The sequence below is a fragment of the Luteibacter jiangsuensis genome (genome assembly GCF_011742555.1).
In the GTDB taxonomy this organism is placed as follows: Bacteria; Pseudomonadota; Gammaproteobacteria; order Xanthomonadales; family Rhodanobacteraceae; genus Luteibacter; species Luteibacter jiangsuensis.
Genome location: NZ_JAAQQR010000004.1, coordinates 23,828 through 44,801 on the forward strand (window position 1 = coordinate 23,828; position 20,974 = coordinate 44,801).

Annotated in this window: 22 protein-coding genes; 11 read left to right on the top strand and 11 right to left on the bottom strand. The window is 67.9% G+C overall.

Annotation, left to right across the window (positions count from 1 at the left end; all coding sequences use genetic code 11):
• Positions 1–13: 13 nt before the first annotated feature.
• Positions 14–1,264, bottom strand: a complete 1,251-nt coding sequence (locus HBF26_RS10035) for an EAL domain-containing protein (protein ID WP_167125615.1) — start codon at positions 1,262–1,264, stop codon at positions 14–16.
• Positions 1,261–2,508 (bottom strand): HD domain-containing phosphohydrolase, encoded by a 1,248-nt coding sequence (locus HBF26_RS10040; RefSeq protein ID WP_167125617.1) that lies wholly within the window; start codon positions 2,506–2,508, stop codon positions 1,261–1,263. Before HBF26_RS10040 ends, HBF26_RS10035 begins: the two co-directional genes overlap by 4 nt.
• A 162-nt stretch (positions 2,509–2,670) precedes the next feature.
• On the opposite strand from HBF26_RS10040, the gene msrA reads away from it, so the two are divergent.
• A complete protein-coding gene (msrA, locus tag HBF26_RS10045; RefSeq protein ID WP_167125619.1) occupies positions 2,671–3,345 on the top strand; it encodes a peptide-methionine (S)-S-oxide reductase MsrA in 675 nt (224 codons plus the stop codon).
• A gap of 12 nt (positions 3,346–3,357) precedes the next feature.
• Here msrA and hutU read toward each other — a convergent pair whose 3' ends face one another.
• Both hutU and HBF26_RS10055 read right to left on the bottom strand, forming a co-directional pair.
• Positions 3,358–5,028, bottom strand: a complete 1,671-nt coding sequence (gene hutU / locus HBF26_RS10050; RefSeq protein ID WP_167125621.1) for a urocanate hydratase — start codon at positions 5,026–5,028, stop codon at positions 3,358–3,360.
• Between the two features lie 57 nt (positions 5,029–5,085).
• Positions 5,086–5,496, bottom strand: a complete 411-nt coding sequence (locus HBF26_RS10055) for a hypothetical protein (protein ID WP_167125623.1) — start codon at positions 5,494–5,496, stop codon at positions 5,086–5,088.
• Between the two features lie 53 nt (positions 5,497–5,549).
• On the opposite strand from HBF26_RS10055, the gene HBF26_RS10060 reads away from it, so the two are divergent.
• The 5 genes from HBF26_RS10060 to HBF26_RS10080 all read left to right on the top strand — a co-directional run bounded on the left by HBF26_RS10060 (position 5,550) and on the right by HBF26_RS10080 (position 10,178).
• Positions 5,550–6,818, top strand: a complete 1,269-nt coding sequence (locus HBF26_RS10060; protein WP_240151294.1) for an alkaline phosphatase family protein — start codon at positions 5,550–5,552, stop codon at positions 6,816–6,818.
• A gap of 10 nt (positions 6,819–6,828) precedes the next feature.
• The gene (locus HBF26_RS10065; protein ID WP_167125625.1) at positions 6,829–7,221 is read left to right on the top strand and encodes a hypothetical protein; all 393 of its coding nucleotides are present in this window, start codon (positions 6,829–6,831) and stop codon (positions 7,219–7,221) included.
• Positions 7,222–7,884 (top strand): biliverdin-producing heme oxygenase, encoded by a 663-nt coding sequence (locus HBF26_RS10070; RefSeq protein ID WP_167125627.1) that lies wholly within the window; start codon positions 7,222–7,224, stop codon positions 7,882–7,884. It abuts the gene before it with no gap.
• The gene (locus tag HBF26_RS10075; protein ID WP_167125629.1) at positions 7,877–9,388 is read left to right on the top strand and encodes a GAF domain-containing protein; all 1,512 of its coding nucleotides are present in this window, start codon (positions 7,877–7,879) and stop codon (positions 9,386–9,388) included. The genes HBF26_RS10070 and HBF26_RS10075 overlap by 8 nt, the downstream gene beginning before the upstream one ends.
• Positions 9,389–9,476: 88 nt before the next feature.
• Positions 9,477–10,178, top strand: coding sequence for an arginyltransferase (locus HBF26_RS10080; protein ID WP_167125631.1), 702 nt, complete (start codon positions 9,477–9,479; stop codon positions 10,176–10,178).
• Here the strand turns inward: HBF26_RS10080 and HBF26_RS10085 are convergent.
• The 3 genes from HBF26_RS10085 to pdxH are packed head-to-tail and all read right to left on the bottom strand — an operon-like array spanning position 10,175 to position 12,034.
• Positions 10,175–10,987 (bottom strand): ABC transporter substrate-binding protein, encoded by an 813-nt coding sequence (locus HBF26_RS10085; RefSeq protein WP_167125633.1) that lies wholly within the window; start codon positions 10,985–10,987, stop codon positions 10,175–10,177. The two genes, HBF26_RS10080 and HBF26_RS10085, sit on opposite strands and share 4 nt — an antisense overlap.
• The gene (locus HBF26_RS10090) at positions 10,987–11,427 is read right to left on the bottom strand and encodes a secondary thiamine-phosphate synthase enzyme YjbQ (protein ID WP_167125635.1); all 441 of its coding nucleotides are present in this window, start codon (positions 11,425–11,427) and stop codon (positions 10,987–10,989) included. Before HBF26_RS10090 ends, HBF26_RS10085 begins: the two co-directional genes overlap by 1 nt.
• 19 nt (positions 11,428–11,446) lie before the next feature.
• Positions 11,447–12,034, bottom strand: a complete 588-nt coding sequence (gene pdxH / locus HBF26_RS10095; RefSeq protein WP_167125637.1) for a pyridoxamine 5'-phosphate oxidase — start codon at positions 12,032–12,034, stop codon at positions 11,447–11,449.
• Positions 12,035–12,057: 23 nt separating this feature from the next.
• On the opposite strand from pdxH, the gene HBF26_RS10100 reads away from it, so the two are divergent.
• Positions 12,058–12,906 (top strand): kinase, encoded by an 849-nt coding sequence (locus tag HBF26_RS10100; protein WP_167125639.1) that lies wholly within the window; start codon positions 12,058–12,060, stop codon positions 12,904–12,906.
• A 70-nt stretch (positions 12,907–12,976) separates the two neighbouring features.
• Here HBF26_RS10100 and HBF26_RS10105 read toward each other — a convergent pair whose 3' ends face one another.
• The gene (locus HBF26_RS10105) at positions 12,977–13,843 is read right to left on the bottom strand and encodes an NAD-dependent epimerase/dehydratase family protein (protein WP_167125641.1); all 867 of its coding nucleotides are present in this window, start codon (positions 13,841–13,843) and stop codon (positions 12,977–12,979) included.
• Between the two features lie 33 nt (positions 13,844–13,876).
• Here HBF26_RS10105 and HBF26_RS10110 point away from each other — a divergent pair, with 33 nt between their 5' ends.
• From HBF26_RS10110 to hemE, 4 genes are all read left to right on the top strand, one after another.
• Entirely contained in the window at positions 13,877–14,416 is a 540-nt protein-coding gene (locus tag HBF26_RS10110) for a shikimate kinase (protein WP_338039663.1), read from the top strand.
• Entirely contained in the window at positions 14,416–15,489 is a 1,074-nt protein-coding gene (gene aroB / locus HBF26_RS10115; protein WP_167125643.1) for a 3-dehydroquinate synthase, read from the top strand. Before HBF26_RS10110 ends, aroB begins: the two co-directional genes overlap by 1 nt.
• 223 nt (positions 15,490–15,712) lie before the next feature.
• Positions 15,713–15,976 (top strand): WGR domain-containing protein, encoded by a 264-nt coding sequence (locus HBF26_RS10120; protein WP_167022376.1) that lies wholly within the window; start codon positions 15,713–15,715, stop codon positions 15,974–15,976.
• Positions 15,966–17,036: a uroporphyrinogen decarboxylase gene (hemE, locus tag HBF26_RS10125; RefSeq protein ID WP_167125645.1), complete on the top strand. Its 1,071-nt coding sequence runs from the start codon at positions 15,966–15,968 to the stop codon at positions 17,034–17,036. The genes HBF26_RS10120 and hemE overlap by 11 nt, the downstream gene beginning before the upstream one ends.
• 151 nt (positions 17,037–17,187) lie before the next feature.
• On the opposite strand, the gene HBF26_RS10130 is transcribed toward hemE, so the two are convergent.
• The 3 genes from HBF26_RS10130 to HBF26_RS10140 form a co-directional block, all read right to left on the bottom strand.
• A complete protein-coding gene (locus tag HBF26_RS10130; RefSeq protein ID WP_167125647.1) occupies positions 17,188–17,700 on the bottom strand; it encodes a tetratricopeptide repeat protein in 513 nt (170 codons plus the stop codon).
• Between the two features lie 2 nt (positions 17,701–17,702).
• A complete protein-coding gene (gene mrcB / locus HBF26_RS10135; RefSeq protein WP_167125649.1) occupies positions 17,703–20,036 on the bottom strand; it encodes a penicillin-binding protein 1B in 2,334 nt (777 codons plus the stop codon).
• 97 nt (positions 20,037–20,133) lie between these two features.
• On the bottom strand, positions 20,134–20,967 hold the full coding sequence (locus tag HBF26_RS10140; RefSeq protein ID WP_167125651.1) for an SDR family oxidoreductase: 834 nt from the start codon (positions 20,965–20,967) through the stop codon (positions 20,134–20,136).
• Positions 20,968–20,974 lie beyond the last annotated feature (7 nt).

The following is a 20,974-nucleotide window of genomic DNA, read 5'->3' on the forward strand; positions in this document are numbered from 1 at the left end:
GAAACACTTGGTTTCAGATCAGGCTGGCCGCCGCCAGCCGTTCGGCCACGAATTCCTCGGCTTTCATCGGTTCGGCGATGTGATAGCCCTGGACGAGGTCGCAGTCCATTTCCACGAGGCTGAGGAGCGTGGCTTCGTTCTCCACGCCTTCCGCGACGGCCTCCATGCCCAGGCGATGGGCCACGTCGATCATCGCCTGCACCAGCAACTCGGTACGGCTGTCCGTGTTCATCGCATCGACGAAGGTCCGGTCGATCTTCAGTTCCGTCGCCGGGAAATGGCGGAGGTAGGCGAACGAGGCATAGCCGGTGCCGAAGTCGTCGATGGCCACGCGCACGCCGCGATCGCGCAGGCAGCGCAGCACGCGCACGCTCATGTCCAGGTCGGTCAGCAGGGCGGTCTCGGTGATCTCGACGATCACTGCCGTGGGCGGCACGCCCCAGATTTCCATGGCGCCGAGCATCTGCTCCGCGAACCCCGATTCCGCGAAAACGCGCGGGGACAGGTTGATGGCAACGTCCAGCGGACATCCGCCACGATGCAAGGCGGCCGCGTGGCGCAGGGACGCGTTGAGGCTCCACCGCGTCAGGGGAACGATGAGGTCGCTGCGCTCGGCGAACTGGACGAAGTCGGCGGGTGCCACATGCACCTGAGCGGTGGTGGTCCAGCGCGACAGGGACTCCACCCGCACCATCTCCCCGGAACGCAGGTCGCGTAGCGGCTGGAAGGCCACATGAAGGCGGTTGGCCTCGATGTCCTCGCGAAGTTCCCCATAGAGGATTTCAACCGGCGTGGCGTCGGGCTGGTACAGCGCGAAGGCCTCGCCCACGCGCAAGGCTTCGTCGTGCGCGAGTTCCGCGCGGCGATAAAGCAGTTCCGCGGAGGTGCCGTGCTCCGGGTGCACCGCCACGCCCACGATGGGACGACCGTGCCAGGGACGATCGCCGCGCAGCAGGGGGGCATCGAAGGCCCCGACAATGCGGGTGGCGGCAAGCAACGCATGGGTGCGGTTGCGCACCGAGGGCAGCACCACCACGAAGGTGTCGTCGCCGGCGACGAAGACCGTGTCGAAATGACGCACGGCTTCCACGAGCCGCTCGCGCGCCGCCAGCATGATCTGGTTGCCGAATTCGTATCCGAAGCGCAGCTGCGCCTCGCGCATCCCCTGCAACCGCACCACCAGCACGGCACGCCAACCGGAATCCGGAACGACCCGGTCGAGGATCATCTGCACCGCTGGCAGGATATCGGCACGCTCACTCACTGAATGAAAAACTCCCTGGGATCTATGCCATGACTGCCTGCCGGCAGGGTGCGCAGGATTTCTCGGCGGACGACGTCCACCTGGTTCATCAGGTCCACGATGAGGAAATCGTCGCGCTGCCCCTTGTCCGCATGCGTCAGTATGGCTACCCGCGGCTGCAGGCGGCGCGCCTGATTCTGCACCATCACGACGGCGACTTCACCCGTGTTGAGTTCGACGATGGAGCCGGTGGGGTAGACCCCGAGGCAGGCCTGGAACTGTTCGACGAGCTCACCCTGGAAGGCGGCTTCCCGGCCCGCGTACAACTGGCGCAGGGCCACGTGCTGGGACACCGCCGGCCGATACGGGCGCGACGACGACATGGCGTGGTAGGTGTCGATGATGGCGGCCATGCGCCCGGGCAGCGGGATCTCCGTGCCCGCCAACCCCGCGGGATAGCCACTGCCGTCGAAGCGCTCGTGGTGGGTGAGCACCATGTCGCGCACCTCGGCGTCGGTCACTCCCGAGTGGTCGAGGATCGCGATGCCCTCCCCCACATGCTGGCGCGCCAGCGTCCACTCGTCATCGTTGAGGGGGCCTTGGCGCGAGAGCAGTTCCTCCGGGATTCGCACCTTGCCCACGTCCATCAGCAGGCCGCCCGCGGCAAGGCTCACGATGGCGTCGCTGGCGAAGCCCATGTGCCGGCCGAACGCGGCCGCCAGGGTGCTGCAGCCCACGGCGTGCTGATAGGTGTAAGTATCGCGTCGGCGCAGGCTCTCGATCCACACGAAGGCATCGCTGCTGCGCAATACGCTCGCGACGAGGGGGCGCACTGCCTCTTCCACCGCGACCGGCTCGATGCTGCGGCCATGCTGGACATCGTCTACCAGGCGCTCCGCGAAACGCGTCACCTTGTCGAATGCCGCCTGGGCATGGGGCACCTCGTCTTCGAAACGAACGGTGTCCCGATAGACGTGCCGGGATACCAGGCGCGGGTTCACGACCGGCCGTGGCGGTGCCGGACGTGCCGGGGCCGCCACGTGCGCCGGACGCAGGGCCGGCCGCTCGCGGGCCGCCTGCCGATGCAGGTCCACGAACACGTACTTGCAGAATCGCGCCAGCTTGTCGATGTCTTCCTGGCACGTGATCGGCACGCCCTGCAGGGGAAACGTGGTGTCCGACCACTCGCAATCGAGACGGCTCACGTACATGCCCACCTCCAGGTCGGCAACGAAGACGCGTCTCTCTACCAGGTCGTAAGCCACTTGCTCCTCTCCACCACACCGGCCCATCCGATGGGATATCGGCGTCGTTTACCGAATCTTTAGGGCTCGGGGCGCCGAATGTGAAAGCCGGCACCGTCCGGACTGTCAGGAAATCGCGGGGCGGCCGGTCTGATCGGACAGGCCCACCCCCAGGAGCTCCCCATGCGCCTTCGCCTGCTTCCCTCCCTGTTTCTCGCCCTCACCGCCTGTTCCGCCGCGTCCGCCGGCGAGGAAGGAGTGAAATTGCCCGCCCCGGTCGTCGACACCAGGCCGGCCGCCACCGGCGATGCCACGGCCGTATTCGCGGGTGGCTGCTTCTGGGGCGTGCAGGGTGTGTTCCAGCACGTGCGGGGCGTCAAGAGCGTGCGCTCGGGCTACTCGGGCGGTGACGCCGCGCACGCGAACTATGACGACGTAAGCGACGGGGACACCGGCCACGCCGAATCCGTGCGGGTCGTGTACGACCCCGCCCAGGTGAGTTATGGCCAACTATTGCAGGTGTTCTTCTCGGTAGCGCAGGACCCTACCCTGCTCAACCGTCAAGGTCCGGACGTGGGCACGCAGTACCGGTCGGCCATCTTCTATGCCACCCCTGAGCAGAAGAAGGTTGCCGAGGCCTACGTGGCCCAGCTGAAGGCCGCCCATGCCTTCGCCGCGCCGATCGTCACGGAGGTCACGCCGCTGAAGGCCTTCTACCCCGCGGAGACTTACCACCAGGACTACATGCGCCTGAATCCGGACTCGATGTACATCGCCGTGAACGATCGGCCGAAGGTCCTGGCGCTGCAGCGCCTGTACCCCGAGCGCTACACCCCCGAATGGGCCAACGGCCGCTGATCGATCCGCAGGTCACAGCATCGGCAGGTCCAGGCCCTGTTCCTTCGCGCAGGCGATGGCTTCGGGGTAGCCCGCGTCCGCATGGCGCATCACGCCCGTGCCGGGGTCGTTCCAGAGCACGCGCGCGATGCGCTTGTCGGCGGCCTCGCTGCCGTCGCACACGATCACCACGCCGCTGTGCTGGCTGTAGCCCATGCCGACGCCGCCACCGTGGTGCAGGCTGACCCAGGTGGCGCCGCCGGCCACGTTGAGCATGGCGTTCAGCAGCGGCCAGTCGCTCACCGCGTCGCTGCCGTCGCGCATGGCTTCCGTCTCGCGATTGGGGCTGGCCACGGAGCCGGAATCCAGGTGGTCGCGGCCGATCACCACGGGCGCCTTCAGTTCGCCGTTGCGAACCATCTCGTTGAAGGCCAGGCCGAGACGATGGCGCTGGCCCAGGCCCACCCAGCAGATGCGGGCCGGGAGGCCCTGGAAGCTGATGCGCTCCCGGGCCATGTCCAGCCAGCGATGCAGGTGCGGGTCGTCCGGAATCAGCTCCTTCACCTTGGCGTCGGTCTTGTAGATGTCTTCCGGATCGCCGGACAGCGCCACCCAGCGGAACGGGCCGATGCCCCGGCAGAACAGGGGCCGCACGAAGGCCGGGACGAAGCCCGGGAACGCGAAGGCCTCTGCAAGCCCCTCGTCCTTGGCCATCTGGCGAATGTTGTTGCCGTAATCGAAGGTGGGAACACCCATGGCGTGGAAGGCGAGCATCGCCTCTACGTGGCGCCGCATGGACGCCTTGGCCGCGCGCGCGGTACCCGCCGGGTCCGCCTTACGGCGCTCGAACCATTCCTCCACGCTCCATCCGGACGGCAGATAACCGTTCACGGGATCGTGCGCGCTGGTCTGGTCGGTCACCGCGTCGGGGCGGACGCCACGGCGGACGAGCTCGGGGAGGATGTCCGCGGCATTGCCCAGCAGGGCCACGGACACGGCCCGCCCTTCCTTGCCATAGCGTTCGAGCCGGGCCAGCGCGTCGTCGAGATCCGTGGCCTGCTCGTCCACGTAGCGTGTCTTCAGGCGGAAGTCGATGCGGCTTTGCTGGCACTCGATGGTGAGCGACGAAGCACCCGCCAGGCTGGCCGCGAGCGGCTGCGCGCCGCCCATGCCGCCCAGGCCCGCCGTGAGGATCCAGCGGCCGGCGAGGTTGCCGCCGTAATGTTGCCGCCCCATTTCCACGAAGGTTTCGTACGTACCCTGCACGATGCCTTGCGAACCGATGTAGATCCACGAGCCGGCCGTCATCTGGCCGTACATCATCAGGCCCTTGCGATCGAGCTCGTTGAAGTGCTCCCAGTTCGCCCATGCCGGCACGAGGTTCGAATTGGCGATGAGCACGCGCGGTGCGTCGGGGTGCGACGGGAAGACACCCACCGGCTTGCCCGACTGTACGAGCAGCGTCTGGTCGTCGCGCAGCTCGCGCAGGGTACGAAGGATGGCGTCGAAGCATTCCCAGTTGCGCGCCGCGCGACCGATCCCGCCGTACACCACCAGTTCCGCCGGATTCTCGGCAACGTCGGGGTCGAGGTTGTTCTGCAGCATGCGGAACGGCGCTTCCGTAAGCCAGCTGCGACACGTGAGTTCGCTGCCGCGCGGCGCGCGAACGATGCGGGTGGTGTCGATGCGCGTGACTGCGGTCATCGGGGACTCCGTCGATCCTGGGAATCCCCGATTATGGTCCCGCGCCCGGGGGCGCCGCTAGCGGCCCGCGGTACCGGCGCGCGCCGGGGCGTTGCGGGTGCTGTCGGGCTGCGGCAGGGTCTGGTACTGGCGGGTGGCCGCATCCTGCCGGGCGCGGTAGAGCTGCTGCTGGCTGCGGTCCGCGGCATCGAGCTGGTTTCGCAGCGCCGGGTCGGTGGTATTGGCGCGTTGCCGGTCGAGTGAGCCTTGTCGCAGCTGCTCGCGCAGCGCGTTCTGGTTTTGCCGGTCCTGCAGCTGCTGGCGGTCGACCTGCCGCTGCCATTGCTCGTTGGGAGTCGGCGTGGTGATCACGACCGGCCTCGGACGCGGCGGCGGCGCGGGCTTCGCGGGCTGGCTCTGCGCCAGCGCCAGGACGGGCAGCGAGGCCGCGAGGAGGCCCAGCAGGATTTTGCGTGATGAATTGGTCATGGGACTCGTCCATCATGGAAGGATTGTCTGTGCACGAGCCTACGTCTTTACCCATGAACACCATGTTGTCGCGCTGGAGTGCGCTGCTCACCTTTTTGCTGCTGTTCCTGTGCGGCTGCGCCGCCCAGCCGACGGCGGCGCCTGCCCGCCACCCCGTGCTGCTCGTGTCGATCGATGCGTTCCGGGCCGACTACATCGAACGCGGTCTCACTCCGAACCTCGTCGCCCTGGCCAGCGATGGCGTCAGCGCGCCGTACATCCTGCCGTCGTTCCCGTCACTGACGTTCCCCAATCACTACACGCTGGTGACCGGTCGGGTACCCGACCGCCACGGCATCGTCAACAACACGATGCAGGACACGAAGCTGGGCAGTTTCAGCCTTGCGAACCGCGATGCCACCAGCGACGGCCGCTGGTGGGCGGAAGCCGAACCGGTCTGGGTCACGGCGCAGAAGCACGGCCTGCGCACCGCGACCATGTTCTGGCCGGGCACGGAAGCGAAAATCCACGGGATGAGGCCGGATCACTGGATCCCCTTCGACGATTCGCTGACGGCCCGCCAGCGCGTAAACAAGCTGCTGTCGTGGATCGACGAACCCGGCCCGAAACCTGTATTCGATACCCTCTATTTCGACGATGTCGACCACGCCGGCCACGAGTTCGGACCGGACTCCACGCAACTGAACGACGCCCTGCGCACGGTGGACGACGCGCTGGGCTACCTAGTGGCGCAACTGCGCCGCCGGGGGCTTTACGACGCCATCAACCTGGTGATCGTGTCGGACCATGGCATGGCCGATGTGCCCCGCGGCAACATTGTGTTCGCCGACGAGGAAACCGATCTGGCGTCGCTGGACGCCGTGTCCTACGGCGTCATGGCCACGTTCAACGCAAAGCCGGGCGTAGACGCGTCGCGCGCGGTGGCACGCCTGCTCGCCCCCCACGCGCACATGCGCTGCTATCGCAAGGAAGACTTGCCGGCGCGGCTCGATTACGGCAAGAACCCCCGCGTGCCGGCCTATCTCTGCCTGGCCGAGACGGGCTGGTCGATCACCAGCCATGAGGTGCTGGCGAAACGGAAGGAACCGATGTCGCGCGGCGAGCACGGGTACGACAACCTCGATCCCACCATGCGCGCCCTGTTCGTCGCCCGTGGCCCCGACATGGCGAGCGGCGCGCGCATCGCGCCGTTCCCGAACGTGGACATCTACCCGCTTCTGATGCACCTGCTGGGACTGCAGCCGCTGCCCAACGACGGCAGGCTCGACGACGTGAAGGGCGCATTGCGAGCCCCGGCAACCGGCACGGGCCGATTCCCGTAGAATCGGGGGCATGCGCCAGATCTACACTTCGCCACGCCAGGACAACATCGACCGTGTCGTCGCCCTGCTCACCGAGCAGGGCATCGAAACCACGGTGACCAACCGCTCGAGCTGGAACCGGCCCACCTATCAGCGATTCAGCTATTCGCAGCGGAACAACGACCGCGATGCCTGGCCTCAGGTCTGGGTGAAAAGCGCCGACGACTTCCCGAAGGCGCGCGGCCTGCTGAAAGACATCGGCATCGAGCCCGTCGTGCGCTTCCAGGAGGAATTGCGCATGCACCGGCAACCGGACTACCGGCCCGCGGCGCAGCGCACCGCGTCGCGCGTTCGCCTCATGGTGCTCGCGATCGTCGCCGGCGTCATGCTGGTGGTCGTGCTCAAGGCCACCCAGGTGCTCTGAGTGGAGGGCGCTCGCGCAGTTCGCCCTCCCGCCCACGTCGCTCTTCGCGAGTCCACGCGTGCCGCGCACGACGCGGCCGAGGCATCGCCGCTCATGCAACGGCTGCTCGCCGGCGCATTGGATGAAACGGCATACCGGGCATTGCTGGCGGCCCAGTGGCATCTGCTGAGCGAATGGGAAGCCGAGCGGTCGGCGTGGCTGGCAGGCATCGGTGTCGCGCAGGGCTGGCACTACGCCTCCCGCGTCGAGGCGCTGGCCCGGGACCTGGAGGATCTGTCCCACCCGGCTTGCGACAACACCCTCGTAGGAGCGCGCCCTGCGCGTGACATCTTTTCGCGGAAAGCGGCAGGTCCTGTGGCTCACGGCCCCAACAGCTGTCGCGCGCAGGGCGCGCTCCTACAGGGCTGGGGTGAGCTTTACGTCATCGAAGGCTCGGCGCTCGGCGGCCGCGTCATCGTGAAACGGCTCCGCGAACGGTTCCCTGCCCTGGCCCACCGTTTTTACGCCATCGGCGAAAACACCAAAGCGCCCTGGCACCGCTTCCAGGGGTTGCTCGACCGCATGCTGGCCGAGCCGGCCGCGCTGCGCAGCGCCGTGGAAGGCGCACTGCGCATGTTTGCGCGCTACCAACAGACGTTAAAGGATCACGCCTCGCATGTCTGAGCTTCCCGACCTCACCCTCTGCGATCGCGAGCCGATCCACATTCCCGGCTCGATCCAGCCGCATGGCGTCCTGCTCGTGGTCGACGCCGCCACGAAAACCGTCCTGCAGGTCAGCGAGAATATCGGCGACGTGACCGGGGTCGACGTGGAAACCGCGCTCGACGCGCCCCTGCACGAAATCGTCGAACTGCCCTCCGGCCTGTTCGACGGCACGCGGCCGGCGCATGACGCATGGGCTCCCGTGGCGCTCCCGCATGGGAGCGCCGGTGGCCCGTGGTACGCGGCCGTGCACGCCTACGACACTCGCTGGCTGATCGAGATCGAAAGGCGCGACGTCCATTTCGACGACGATCCCCGGCAGGTGGCGCGCGAGCTCGCACGGCTGATGGAAACAGACCTCCAGGTCGAGCGGGCCGGCGCGCGCGTGGCGCGAACCATCCGCAGCCTGCTGGGCTACGACCGGGTCATGGTCTATCGCTTCGACCGCGACTGGCACGGTGAGATCATCGCCGAAGCGCGGCGCGACGACCTGGAGGCCTACCTAGGGCTGCACTACCCCTCCACGGACATCCCCGCGCAGGCCCGCGCGCTCTACCTGCGCAACCGCGTGCGTCAGATCAGCGACTGCAAATACGTGCCGGCGCGCATCCTGCCCGCTTACGACCCCGTCACCGCCGAAGCCACCGATCTCAGCGACGTGTCGCTCCGCAGCGTGTCGCCCGTGCACCTGGAATACCTGGGCAACATGGGCGTCACGGGAACCCTGGTGGCATCGATCATCGTGGGCGGCACGTTGTGGGGCCTCATTTCCTGCCACCACTACAGTCCGTTCTTCGCCGATCACCGCATGCGCGAGGCCGCCGATGGCATCGCTACCGCGTTCGCGGCGCGCGTGGCCGCCATCGAGGAACTCGGCGAGATCGAACTGGAAAGCGCCCTGCTGACGGTGCGCGAGAAGCTGATCACGGCCTTCGACGAGAGCGACCGGATCGACCCCGCACTCCTTGGCCGCGTCGCGCCGGAACTGCTCGACATGGTGGATGCGGACGGCATCGCGATCGCCGCCGACGGACGCATGGTCCGGCACGGCGAACTACCCGGCGACACGGTACTGTCCCGTATTCTCGACAGGGCGAAAGACGCGCCGGCCACGTTCGCGGACATGGTGCACACGGACGACATCGGCGCATGGTGCGCGGATCTGGCGGATCCCGCCGTGACCCAGATGGCCGCGGGCCTCGTGTACCTCCCGCTGCCCATCGGGCAGGACGCCGCGATCCTGTGGACCCGCACCGAGCAAGTGCGCCAGGTGCGCTGGGGCGGCAATCCTTCTCTCGCCAAGCTCGAGACGATCCCCGGGGCCCGGCTGTCGCCCCGGCAGAGTTTCGAAACCTGGCAGGAAACCGTTCGCGGACGCTCGCGTCCGTGGTCGCGCCAGCACCTCGAGTCGGCGCTCGCGTTGCGCTCGATGATCCGCGGACCGACGGACGCCTCCGCCGACTGACCGCCCGCGATGCACCCATGCGTCGCTTCCGGAACAGCCTCCACGCCGCGGTGACGCGGCGTCGGCCGGGGCGCTATAAGATCGGGCCATGACCGATCGTGTCCGCCTGTTCCAGACCTTGCCGCACACATGCGGCTACTTTGCCGAGCGGACGGCACAGAACCTCGTGGTCGATCCGGCCGCGCCGAACCTCGACCGGTTGTACGCCCCTGCGCTGGCAAAAGGATTCCGCCGCGCCGGCGGTCATCTTTACCTGCCGCAATGCAACGCGTGCCAGGCCTGTGTGCCGTGTCGCATCGACGTGGCCGCCTTCTCTCCCGATCGCTCGCAGCGCCGCTGCCTGAAACGCAACGCCGACATCGAGGTGAGCGAGCAGATGCCCGGCTTCACGCGCGAGCGCCATGCGCTCTACCGACGCTACCTGCATGCCCGGCACAGCGGCGGCGGCATGGATGCGGCGGACGCCGAGGATTTCCAGCGCTTTCTCGCGGCCCCCTGGAGCCCGACGCTATTCCTCGAATTCCGGACCGGAAACCGGCTGCTGGGCGTTGCCGTCACCGACGTCACCCTCGCGGGGCTTTCGGCCGTCTATACGTTCTTCGACCCGGAGGAGGACGCGCGCAGCCTCGGCACCTTCGGCATCATCCAGCAAGTGGAACTGGCGCGGCGCCGCGGCATCCCCTATGTGTATCTGGGTTTCTGGATCGCGGGGCATCCCAAGATGGATTACAAGCGGCGTTTCAAGCCGCTCGAGATCCGCAGGCACGGCCGTTGGATTCCGATGCCCTAGGCACCCGGCTCCTGGCGGTGCGCCCAGCGCGCGATCACCGAGTGCAATGCGTCGATGCCGTCGAACAGCGCAGCGGGACCGGGCTGGAGGATGATCGGCGACTTGATCTCGTGCAGTTCGCCGTCGCGCACCGCGGGCATGTCGGCCCAGCCGGGGCGAGCCGCCACGTGTTCCGGCCGGAACCGCTTGCCGCACCAGGAACCGAAAACGATGTCGGGCGCACGGCGCACGACTTCCATGGGGTCGGCCAGGATGCGCTGCTTCGCCAGCGGTTCTTCCAGCAGCTCAGGGAATACGTCGTCGCCGCCGGCAATACGCACCAGTTCGCCGACCCAGCGGATGCCGGTGATGAGCGGCTCGTCCCACTCCTCGAAGTAAACCCTGGGCCGGCGCGGCAACGCGGCGGCCTGCGCTGCCACGCTGGCGAGGTGCTCCTCCGCGCGCTGCGCCAGGGCTTCGGCCTTCGCGGTCGCCCCGACCATCGCGCCCAGGCGGCGAATGTAGGCAACGATGCCATCCACGCTGCGATGGTTGCTGATCCATACCTCCACGCCCGCGCGGATGAGTTCCTGGGCGATGTCGGCCTGCAGGTCGGAGAAACCGATGGCGAGATCCGGTTTCAGATCGAGGATCTGGCCAATCTTCGCGCTGGTGAATGCGGATACCTTCGGTTTTTCCTTGCGGGCCCGCGGCGGCCGCACGGTGAAGCCGGAAATGCCGACGATGCGATGATCCTCGCCGATCGCGTAAAGGACTTCGGTCGGTTCTTCGGTGAGGCAGACGATACGCTGCGGATAGGCGTCGGACATCAATGACCTGAAACGGTGACGGTGATCTTCCGCTGATGAGCCTCATGGCGATGCTCGTAGAGGAACACGCCCTGCCAGGTGCCGAGCAGCGGTTTGCCGCCGTGCACGGGCAGCGAGAGCGACACGCCTGTCAGCACCGTGCGCACGTGCGCGGGCATGTCGTCGGGGCCTTCGTCGCGATGGTGGAACAGCGGGTCGCCGTCGGGCACGAGGCGCGCGAAAAAGCGTTCCAGGTCGGCAACGACGGTCGGGTCGGCATTCTCGCCCACAAGCAGCGATGCGCTCGTGTGCTGCACGAAAACGTGCGCGATGCCCATGCCGACGCCGCTTGCGACGATGGCCTCTGCGATGCGGTCGGTCACCTCGGTGAGGGAACGGCCCCGCGTGTGCACCGTGAAGGTGCTCTGCGCGATGTGCTGGACAGGCTGGGCTCGGCTCACGGCGAACTCCCGGGATGCGTTACGGATAAAGCAGGCAGCTGGTCCAGTGTGTACCGTCCCCGGCGTGCACGATGCGTTCATGCAGGCGGAACGTGGCGCCGTACCAGAACTCCACGCGGTCCGGTTCCACGAGGTAACCGCCCCAGTGCGGGGGACGGGGCACGTCGCGGCCGGCGAATTCCTTCTCGTAATGCGCCACCCGGTCTTCGAAGGTCTGCCGGTCGGGCAGTTCCCGGCTTTGCTTCGACGCCCAGGCACCGATCTGGCTGCCGCGCGGGCGGGTCGCGAAATAGGCGTCCGATTCAGCGGCATCCGTCTTCGTGGCACGCCCCTCGAAGCGCACCTGGATGCCCTCGCGAATCTGCTTCCAGTGGAAACACAGCGCTACCTGCCCATGCTGCGCGATCTCGTTCGCCTTGGCGCTCTCGTAATTGGTGAAGAAGCGCAGCCCTCGCTCGTCGATGGCCTTGAGCAGCACGATGCGCGAATGCACCCTGCCGCCCGCGTCGACGGTGGAGAGGTTCATCGCGGTGGGTTCGGGATCGCCGCTGCCCTTGGCTTCGTCGAGCAGGCCACGGAAGGTGTCGAGGATGATCGGTGTAAGCATGACGAGGGACTATGCTGTCGGCCATGGAGTCCTTCGATGCTAGCACGCAGGCGGCCGCTGTCCTCGATCATTTTGCCGCACCCATCGGGCGTGCGAAAGGCCCCTTCGTGCTCGGCATCTCGGGATTGCAGGGCAGTGGCAAGAGCACCCTTGCGGCCAGTCTCGTCGCCGCGGCGCGCGCACGTGGGTGGGACGCCGTCTCGCTGTCGCTGGACGACGTGTACCTGACCCGCGCCGAGCGCGAAGCGCTTGCGATGGACGTTCACCCCCTGCTGCGCACCCGCGGCGTACCCGGCACGCACGACCTGGCGCTGCTCGCTTCCACCCTGGACAACCTGGGCAAGGCATCGCCGGACGCGCCGGTGCGCCTCCCGCGTTTCGACAAGGGCCGTGATGAGCGCCAGGAGCCGTCGTCGTGGCCTTCCGTGGTACGGCCGCCGCGACTGGTGGTGTTCGAGGGGTGGTGCCTGGGCGTGGAGCCTGCCGCGGATACCTCCGAGCTGGTCGAGCCAGCCAATGCACTGGAACGTGTCGAGGACGCCGACGGCCGGTGGCGGCGATGGGTCGACGAGCGTCTCGCCGACTACCTCCCCATCTGGGCTCGCATCGACGCCCTCGTGCTTCTTCAGGCGCCGTCGTGGGACATCGTGGCGACGTGGCGCGACGAGGCGGAGGAGCCCTTGCGCCGACGCGGGGATCCGGCAGCGATGGACGCTGTCGCGCTGTCCCGCTTCCTGCAGCACTACGAGCGGATCAGCCGCAGGGCGTTGGAGACATTGGGCGCGAAAGTGGACCTGGTAATCCACCTGGATGCGCACCGCCACGCCATCGCCTCCGGGGTAGGAGTGCGCCCTGCGCGCGACATCTTTTGAGGCCGAGAATGGGAGCTGGCGCGCTGATTTTCAGATTGGCGCGAAGAGCTGTCGCGCGCAGGGCGCGCTCCTACCCTTCTGGGTGCGAATCGAGCAGCGCGGCGTAGCCCTCGCGCGCGTCGGGCCACGCGCAGCGGAAGCCTGCGGCGCGCAGCCGAGCGTTCGAAAGGCGCTTGTTACCGATCCCTGCGGGGCCGGGGCCGTCCGGTGGCAGCGGCGCACCGGTGAGGCGGGCCAGGTGATCGTAAAGAACGTCGATCGGCAGCGGCGTGTCGTCCACGCCGACATACACCGCTTCCGGCGCGGGCAGCTCCAGGAGGAAGGCGAGCGCCGCTGCGGCGTCGTCCACGTGGATGCGATTGGCATAGACCTCGCGCCCACGCGGCACCGCCGCCTTGCCCTCGCGCAGGCGATCAAACAGCTGCGTGCGGCCGGGACCATAGAGGCCCGCCAGCCGCAGGGACACGCCACCCACCGGCAGCGCGGCAAGGCTGCGCTCCGCTTCCAGCAATACACGGCCATTGAATCCCGGCGGATCCGGCGGCGTGTCTTCGTCCACCCAGCCGCCCCCGTGCTCGCCATAGACGGCGGACGACGAGACGAACAAGGTCCGCTGCGGCGGTACAGGCAGCACGTCCAGCAGGTGGCGAAGGCCATCGACGAATACCGCGCGATAGGAGGCTTCGTCCCGGGCATCGGCGGTCGGCGAAAAGACCACCGCATCCACCGCCGGCAAGCCGGAAAGCGTGCCCGGCCGGGTCACGTCGCCACGAAGCCAGACGATGCCGTCGCCGCCGGCTGCTTCGCCGCGGCGGAGGGCGAACACCTTCCGGCCCTTCGCCAGCAGGCGATGGGCCAGCCGGGTGCCCACGTCGCCGGCGCCCGCGATCAGCACAGAACGCGGAACGGGCCTCTCGGTGGTGTTTTCTGCGGACATGGCGCCTGCGACATTCGAACGGAGTGCCCTATCATGGGCGTAATGAATCCTTCGCCCAACCTCTTTCTCGTCGGGCCCACGGGCGCCGGCAAGACCTCGATCGGACAGCGCCTCGCGGCCCACTACGGACTGCCTTTCGTCGATCTCGACGTGGAGATCGAAGCGCGCTGCGGCATGACCATCGCCGAACTTTTCGCGGCCGAGGGCGAAGCGGCCTTCCGCGCGCGCGAGTGCGCGCAACTTGAAGAGTCCAGCCTGCGCCAGGGCATCGTTCTGGCCACCGGCGCGGGCGCCGTGCTCGATCCGGCGAATCGCGAAGCGCTGATGTCGCGCGGTACCGTGCTCATGCTGGGAGTGGACGTGGACGAGCAACTCGACCGCCTCCAGCACGACACGGCCCGCCCCATGATCGCCGGCGGCGACCGCCGGGGCAGGCTGGAATCGTTGGCCGAACACCGCAATCATCTGTACGAGGACATCGCGGACCTGATCTTCCGTGGGCGCCGCGAAAGCGTCGACGAAGCGGTTCCCCGCGCCATCGCCCTCCTCGACCGTCACTGGAAACGCACCTGATGGAAACCCTGCACGTCGACCTCGCCGGTCGCAGTTATCCGATCTGGATCGGCCCGGGCCTGCTGGAGGACCACGCTCGCTGGCGGGCCCTCGTCCGTGGCAGGCACGTGCTGGTGGTGAGCAATACCACCGTGGCACCGCTCTACCTCGACCGCGTGGCGAAGGGGCTGGATGGCCTGCATTGGTCCTCGTTCCTGCTCGACGACGGCGAGACGCACAAGACGTTCGCCAACGTGGGCAAGGTGCTCGAAGCCCTTGGCGCGCTCGGCGCCACGCGCGACGCCTGCGTCGTCGCCCTCGGCGGCGGCGTGGTGGGCGACCTCGCCGGGTTTGCCGCGGCGTGCTGGATGCGCGGCATCGACTTCATTCAGATGCCCACCACCCTGCTGGCGATGGTCGACTCCTCGGTCGGCGGCAAGACGGGCGTGAACCTGCCCGTGGGCAAGAACCTCGCCGGTGCCTTCCACCAGCCCCGCGCGGTGGTTGCCGACATCGATCTCCTGCACTCGCTGCCGCAGCGCGAATACCGCGCGGGCCTGGCGGAAGTCGTGAAGGGCGCTGCCATCGGCGATCCCGCCTTCTTCGCCTGGCTAGAAACCCATGCCGACGCGCTTGCCGCGCGCGAGACCGCGCCCCTCATCGAGGCCATCGCGCGCAAATGCGCTTACAAGGCGGGCGTGGTGTCGCGCGACGAAACCGAACAAGGCGAACGCGCCCTGCTCAACCTCGGCCATACCTTCGGCCATGCCATCGAAACCGCGGGGAATTACAGCGATCTGCTGCACGGCGAGGCCGTGGCCGTGGGCATGGTGCTGGCCGCGAGGCTCTCCGAGCGTCTGGGGCTGTCCGCTGCCGAAGACACCGCGCGCCTGATTGCCCTGCTCCACCGGCTGGGCCTTCCCACCGAGACCTCGCGCCAATACCCGGCGAGTCAGCTCATCGAACTGATGCGGCTCGACAAGAAGAACAGCGCGGGCACGTTGCGGCTCATTCTCTGGCGCGGCATCGGCAAGGCTGAGATCGTGTCGGGCGTCGCCGAAGAAGCCGTGCTCGAAGTCCTTGGGGCGGGTTGACCGCTTTTCGCGCCAGGCAGGACCCGCTGTAGGAGCGCGCCCTGCGCGCGACATGTTTTGAGGCCAAAGCCGGGAGCTGGCGCGCCAGCCTGCAGACCGGTGCGAAAGGCTGTCGCGCGCAGGCGCGCTCCTACACGAGCCGACTGACCGTGAGGGTCGAGGCAGAGCAACCTCTTGGTAAAGGCCCTACAATGATCGGCCCTGCGCCTGTCACGGATCGCTGATGCGGATCTACCTGCAAACCATGCCCGAAGCGGGGGCGGAGTCGCCCCGGTACGTGCAGATCACGCTCGAGCAGGACCTGCTCGGCGGCTGGACCCTGTACCGCGAGAGCGGCGTGCAGGGCGGCAAGGCCATGCTCAAGCGCGAGGTCTTCGTCGACCGCGACGCCGCGCTGGCCGCGTTCACCAAAGCGCGCGACGCTCAGATCAAGAAAGGCTTCAAAGTGATGTTCAGCCAGGGACAGGAGTCGGCGCATGGCCGCTGAACTCCGCAACGACCGCTTCCTTCGCGCGCTGCGCCGCCAACCCACCGACACCACGCCCATCTGGGTCATGCGGCAAGCCGGCCGCTATCTGCCGGAATACCGGGCCACGCGTGCCCGCGCAGGCAGCTTCATGGGGCTGGCGACGAATCCGGAGTACGCGTGCGAGGTCACGTTGCAGCCACTGGAACGGTTCGAACTGGATGCCGCCATCCTGTTCTCCGACATCCTCACCATCCCTGACGCGATGGGCCTCGGGCTGTCGTTCGCACAGGGCGAGGGCCCGCGGTTCGCGCGCCCGTTGCGCGACGCGGCCGCCATCGAGGCACTTACCGTGCCCGACATGGACGGCGAACTGCGCTACGTGATGGACGCGGTGCGCCTGATCCGCCGGGAACTGGACGGCCGCGTGCCGTTGATCGGATTCTCCGGCAGTCCGTGGACACTCGCCTGCTACATGGTGGAGGGGCAAGGCTCGCGCGACTTCGCGCGGGTGAAGGCGCTGGCGTGGGACCAGCCCGCGCTCGCCCACCGACTGCTGGATACGATCGCTCGCGCCGTCGCCGCCTATCTTGTCGCCCAGGCCCATGCCGGTGCCCAGGCCCTCATGATCTTCGACACCTGGGGCGGCCTGTTGGGCCCGGGGCCCTTCCGCGAATTCTCCCTGCGTTACATGGCGCAGGTGGTCGAGGTGCTGAAAACCGACGCGGCCAGCCGCGACCTGCCCGTGATTCTCTTCTCGAAAGGCGCGGGCGGCCAGTTGGAAGCACTCGCCGATACCGGCTGTGCCGGCCTTGGGGTCGACTGGACGCTCGACATCGGCGAAGCCCGCCGCCGCGTGGGCGACCGCGTCGCGCTACAGGGCAATCTCGATCCGGCGGTGCTGCTGGCGTCGCCGGAGGTCGTGGCGCGTGAGGCGCGCGCCGTGCTCGACGCCTTCGGCAACCATCCGGGTCACGTCTTCAACCTCGGCCATGGCATCACGCCGGAGGTGAATCCGGAGAACGTGAAGGTGCTGGTGGATACCGTGCATGAGCACGGACGGGTGATTCGCGCCCTCTGACGGCCCGCCGCACTGCAATCCCGTAGGAGCGCGCCTTGCGCGCGACAGTCTTTCGCGAGGAGCAACAGGGCCTGTTACTCACGGCCCCAAGAGCTGTCGCGCGCAGGGCGCGCTCCTACCATGGTCCACTTCCGTCGAGACCTGCGTGGATTCAGAACCGATTCGGCCCCGCGATGTGGCACTTCGCCAGCGCACCGCGCGCGGCGTTCGCGCCGTTGGTGTCGCCGGCCTGGAGCCGCATTTCCACCACGGTCTGCCAGTTGCGCGCGCACAGGCTGCCCGACTTCGGGCCCATCTCGAACGACTGCTTCGAAAGTTGCTCGGCCAGCGGGTAATCCTGCCGGCGAATGGCAATCTCGGCGCGGTCCTGGATGAGTTCCGGGGCTTCAGGCGCCAGCTTCAGCGCCTGCAGCAGCTTCGCGTCGGCCTCGTCGTACTTGCCCGCGCGTTCGTCCGCCCGGGCGGCCTGCTCCAGGCCCTGCACGCCCGGATCGCGCAGCGGCGCGACCTCGATGGCGGATTTCTCCCTTTCGCCCGCGGCGCGAACCTGGGCCACGATGTCGTAAGTGGGCTTGCTGGGGCGGGTGGCCTGCGGCGGCGCAGGCTGGCTGCAGGCGGCGACGAGCGTAACGGCGGCGATGGCACAAAGACGAAGGCGATGCATGGTCAATCCGTAGGATTACTGGGTACCGGGGACGCCGGCACTTCAGGCTCGGCGTCGCCGCCGAACATACCCTTGAATCGCTGCCAGAAACAGCCCTCTTCCGCTTCGGGCACGTAACCCGACACAAAGGGGAACTGCCGCGCACCCTCACAGGAGGGGTCGGTGCGCTTGCCGCTCTGCGGATTCACATAGGCCATTTCCAGGCCGTCGCCCAGCGTGGTGGGCAGCGGGCGCGTGGGCATCTTGCGGAACAATTCCTGCCACACGCGCATGCTGCCGGTGGCGCCGTAGAGCCCTGTCGGCTTGTTGTCGTCGCGGCCCATCCAGACGATGGCGAGGCGGTCGCCCGTGAAGCCCGCGAACCAGCTGTCGCGTTGGCTGTCGCTGGTGCCGGTCTTGCCGGCCGCATGCAGCCAGGAAAGGCCGGAGTTGCCGATGGCCGCGGCGGTACCGCTGTTCACCACCTGCTGCATGGCCCACGTGGTGAGCCGTGCCGCGGTCTGATACTCGCCCTCACCGCCCTTCACCTCGTAGCGCTTGATCGCCTGGCCCTTGGCGTCCATGACGCCGCGTACCGCCACCAGGGGCAGCGCGTGGCCGTCGGCGGCGATGTATTCGTAAAGCTGCGCGACCTGCAAGGGCGACAGATCCACCGCGCCGAGGAGCAGCGACGGGCTGGGATTCACGTTCTCCAGTCCGAAGGATTCAAGGAAGCCCTTGATGCGCGGCACGCCCACCTGCAAACCCAGGTTCACCGTGGCCAGGTTCCACGAATGCACCAGCGCGTCGAGCATGGGCACCTGGCCGTGGATCTGGCGATCGTCATTCTGCGGCGTCCACGGTGTGCCGTCGGGCTGGCGCATGTTGATCGGGGTGTCGTCCAGAATGGATGACAGCGACCACCGCGACGGCTGCGCCAGCGCCACGAGGTAAACGAACGGTTTCACCAGCGAACCGATGGGCCGACGCGCGTCGAGAGCACGGTTGAAACCCTGGTCGCCCGGATCGCGCGAGCCGACCACGGCCAGCACGCTGCCGTTGGTGGTATCGGTGACCACCGCCGCCGCCTGCGCCGCCGCGCCGCGCTTGCCCAACGCCTTCGCGGTAGTGAGGATCGCCTGCTCGGTGTAGAGCTGGGCCGCGGGGTCCAGCGTCGTGAAGATGGAAAGGCTGCCGTCGCGCAGCGCCGCCTCGTCGAAATCGGCTGTGATCTGCGAGCGGACCAGCTGCATGAACGCCGGGAAACGGTTGTGCGGCAACTGCGCGTTCGCCGCGATGCCGAGCGGCGTCGCTTGCGCCGCCTTCGTCTGCGCGTCGTCGAGCAGGCCCGTGTCGTGGAACTGCTGCAGCACGAGGTTGCGGCGCGCCAGCGCGCGCTCCGGATAGCGGCGCGGATCGTAGTAGCTGGGGCCCTTCACCAGTCCAATGAGCAGGGCGATCTCCTGCGGGCGAAGATCTTCGAGGCGGCGTCCGAAGAAGAACTCGCCGCCGGCCGCGAACCCATGCACGGCCTGGTTGCCCTGCTGTCCGAGGAACACCTCGTTCACATAGGCCTCGAGGATGCGTCCCTTCGAGTAGTGCGCTTCCATGAGCAGCGAGAGGATGGCCTCGTTCACCTTGCGCAGCATGTTCTGGCTGCGGTCGAGGAAGAGGTTGCGTACCAGCTGCTGGGTGAGCGTGGAGCCGCCCTGCACCGTATGCCCGGCGCGCAGGTTCGCGAAGGACGCGCGCAGGATGGCGGAGAAGTCGAGACCGATGTGGTTCTTGAAGTCGCGGTCTTCCACGGCCTGCAGGCCCTGCACGAGCAGCGGCGGCACATTCTCGAGACGCACGATCCGGCGCTCTTCCTGCTGTGCACCGTAAAGCGTGGCGATGCGCGCGGGATCGAGGTGAATCGCCTTGATGGGCTTGTCGTTCGTGTCGTCGACTACCGACGCCACTTGTCCGCCGGACAGCGCGACGCGGATGCGATGCGGCAGCTCGCCGCCGTCCGGTCCCGCGTAACCATGCGAGGCAATGAGGAACCGGGAGCCGTTCTTGGAATAGCTGCCCTGGATCTTGCCACCCCCTTCAGTGGTGTAGCCCGCGAAGGTGAGTTCCAGTTCGAGCGCCGCCGGCGTCATAGGCACGCCCTGGGCCAGCGGCAGCGGCCGCGCATACACCCGCGTCGGCACGGCGAATACGAGGTCGCTGAAGCGGCTCTGCAGGCGCGAATTCAGCACCAGTGTGTACGGCAGCAGGAAGCCGAAGACGAGGCCCATCACCAGCCAGAAGGGGACGCGCAGCCAGGGCCAGCTGGCGCGCAGGAGGGAGCCGAGACGATTCAGGAAGGCCAACGCGGAGGAGTCCTGGGGGAGAAGACGTGCGGAGATGATAGGGGCACTTTCCCGGCAGCCATCTGAACGGATGCTGGCAAGGGTATGGCGACCGGGCTCAGGTGAGCGGCCGCCACGTGTCCGGGGAGGGTCTGAAAGAGCGCGGGTGAATGCCCAGGATGCGCTCCAGTTCTCCGTTGTCGGCGACAAGGTCGTCGTCGAGCCGCTCCACCGGTCCGCGCAGCGCGGGGACGACGAGTGTGGCGAGGCGCAGGGCCAGCCGGGGGATCGGCAATGGCAGGGTGGCGCCGCCGGCACTGCGCCGTGCGCGCCGGAACATCTCCCGCGCCTTCATGCGCTCGCCCCCGCCGATCGGGAAGGTCTTGCCACGGGCGAACGGCGAGCCGAGCGCGGCGACGACGGCCGCCGCGATGTCGTCGGCATGCACCGGCTGCCGGAGCCCACGTCCCGCTGGCAGAGGGAACACCTTGCGGCGCAAGGCGGCGTTCACGATCGGGGTGAGGCTCTTGTCGACGCCGGCTCCATAGATCAGGGTCGGTCGCAGCAGGGTCCACGGCATGCCGCGAGACGCGCAGGTGGCGACCAGGGTGGTTTCGGCATCGCGCAGCCGGCGCGACAGGTCGCGCTCCGCGGGGACCGCCGAGTCGCGCTTAGTCTCCGCGCTCATCGACGAGGTGGCCACGAGGTGCGGCGTTCCGGCAAGCCGCGTGGCCGCAAGCCACGGCGCCAGGTGATCGAGCGGACCAAGGCTGATCACCGCACGCAGCGGAGGAAGGTCGGGCATGGCATCGGGAAGACCGCCGCGTATCCAGCGAGGATCGCTTCCCGTCGCCTGACGGCTCAGCGCCAGGTAATCGAAGCCGGCGTCAGTCAGGCGAGGCAGGAGGAATTGTCCTATCTGCCCCGATGCTCCGATCACCAGAACCGTCATGCCCGTG

What these genes read in the sequence shown, in the direction of transcription:
- msrA (WP_167125619.1), top strand. Translation starts at nt 2,671, where the DNA reads ATGCGCCTTCGCCTGCTTCCCTCCCTGTTTCTCGCCCTCACCGCCTGT.
- hutU (WP_167125621.1), bottom strand. Translation starts at nt 5,028, where the DNA reads ATGACCGCAGTCACGCGCATCGACACCACCCGCATCGTTCGCGCGCCG.
- HBF26_RS10055 (WP_167125623.1), bottom strand. Translation starts at nt 5,496, where the DNA reads ATGACCAATTCATCACGCAAAATCCTGCTGGGCCTCCTCGCGGCCTCG.
- HBF26_RS10060 (WP_240151294.1), top strand. Translation starts at nt 5,550, where the DNA reads ATGAACACCATGTTGTCGCGCTGGAGTGCGCTGCTCACCTTTTTGCTG.
- HBF26_RS10065 (WP_167125625.1), top strand. Translation starts at nt 6,829, where the DNA reads ATGCGCCAGATCTACACTTCGCCACGCCAGGACAACATCGACCGTGTC.
- HBF26_RS10075 (WP_167125629.1), top strand. Translation starts at nt 7,877, where the DNA reads ATGTCTGAGCTTCCCGACCTCACCCTCTGCGATCGCGAGCCGATCCAC.
- HBF26_RS10080 (WP_167125631.1), top strand. Translation starts at nt 9,477, where the DNA reads ATGACCGATCGTGTCCGCCTGTTCCAGACCTTGCCGCACACATGCGGC.
- HBF26_RS10085 (WP_167125633.1), bottom strand. Translation starts at nt 10,987, where the DNA reads ATGTCCGACGCCTATCCGCAGCGTATCGTCTGCCTCACCGAAGAACCG.
- pdxH (WP_167125637.1), bottom strand. Translation starts at nt 12,034, where the DNA reads ATGCTTACACCGATCATCCTCGACACCTTCCGTGGCCTGCTCGACGAA.
- HBF26_RS10100 (WP_167125639.1), top strand. Translation starts at nt 12,058, where the DNA reads ATGGAGTCCTTCGATGCTAGCACGCAGGCGGCCGCTGTCCTCGATCAT.
- HBF26_RS10105 (WP_167125641.1), bottom strand. Translation starts at nt 13,843, where the DNA reads ATGTCCGCAGAAAACACCACCGAGAGGCCCGTTCCGCGTTCTGTGCTG.
- HBF26_RS10110 (WP_338039663.1), top strand. Translation starts at nt 13,877, where the DNA reads ATGGGCGTAATGAATCCTTCGCCCAACCTCTTTCTCGTCGGGCCCACG.
- aroB (WP_167125643.1), top strand. Translation starts at nt 14,416, where the DNA reads ATGGAAACCCTGCACGTCGACCTCGCCGGTCGCAGTTATCCGATCTGG.
- HBF26_RS10120 (WP_167022376.1), top strand. Translation starts at nt 15,713, where the DNA reads ATGCGGATCTACCTGCAAACCATGCCCGAAGCGGGGGCGGAGTCGCCC.
- hemE (WP_167125645.1), top strand. Translation starts at nt 15,966, where the DNA reads ATGGCCGCTGAACTCCGCAACGACCGCTTCCTTCGCGCGCTGCGCCGC.
- HBF26_RS10130 (WP_167125647.1), bottom strand. Translation starts at nt 17,700, where the DNA reads ATGCATCGCCTTCGTCTTTGTGCCATCGCCGCCGTTACGCTCGTCGCC.
- HBF26_RS10140 (WP_167125651.1), bottom strand. Translation starts at nt 20,967, where the DNA reads ATGACGGTTCTGGTGATCGGAGCATCGGGGCAGATAGGACAATTCCTC.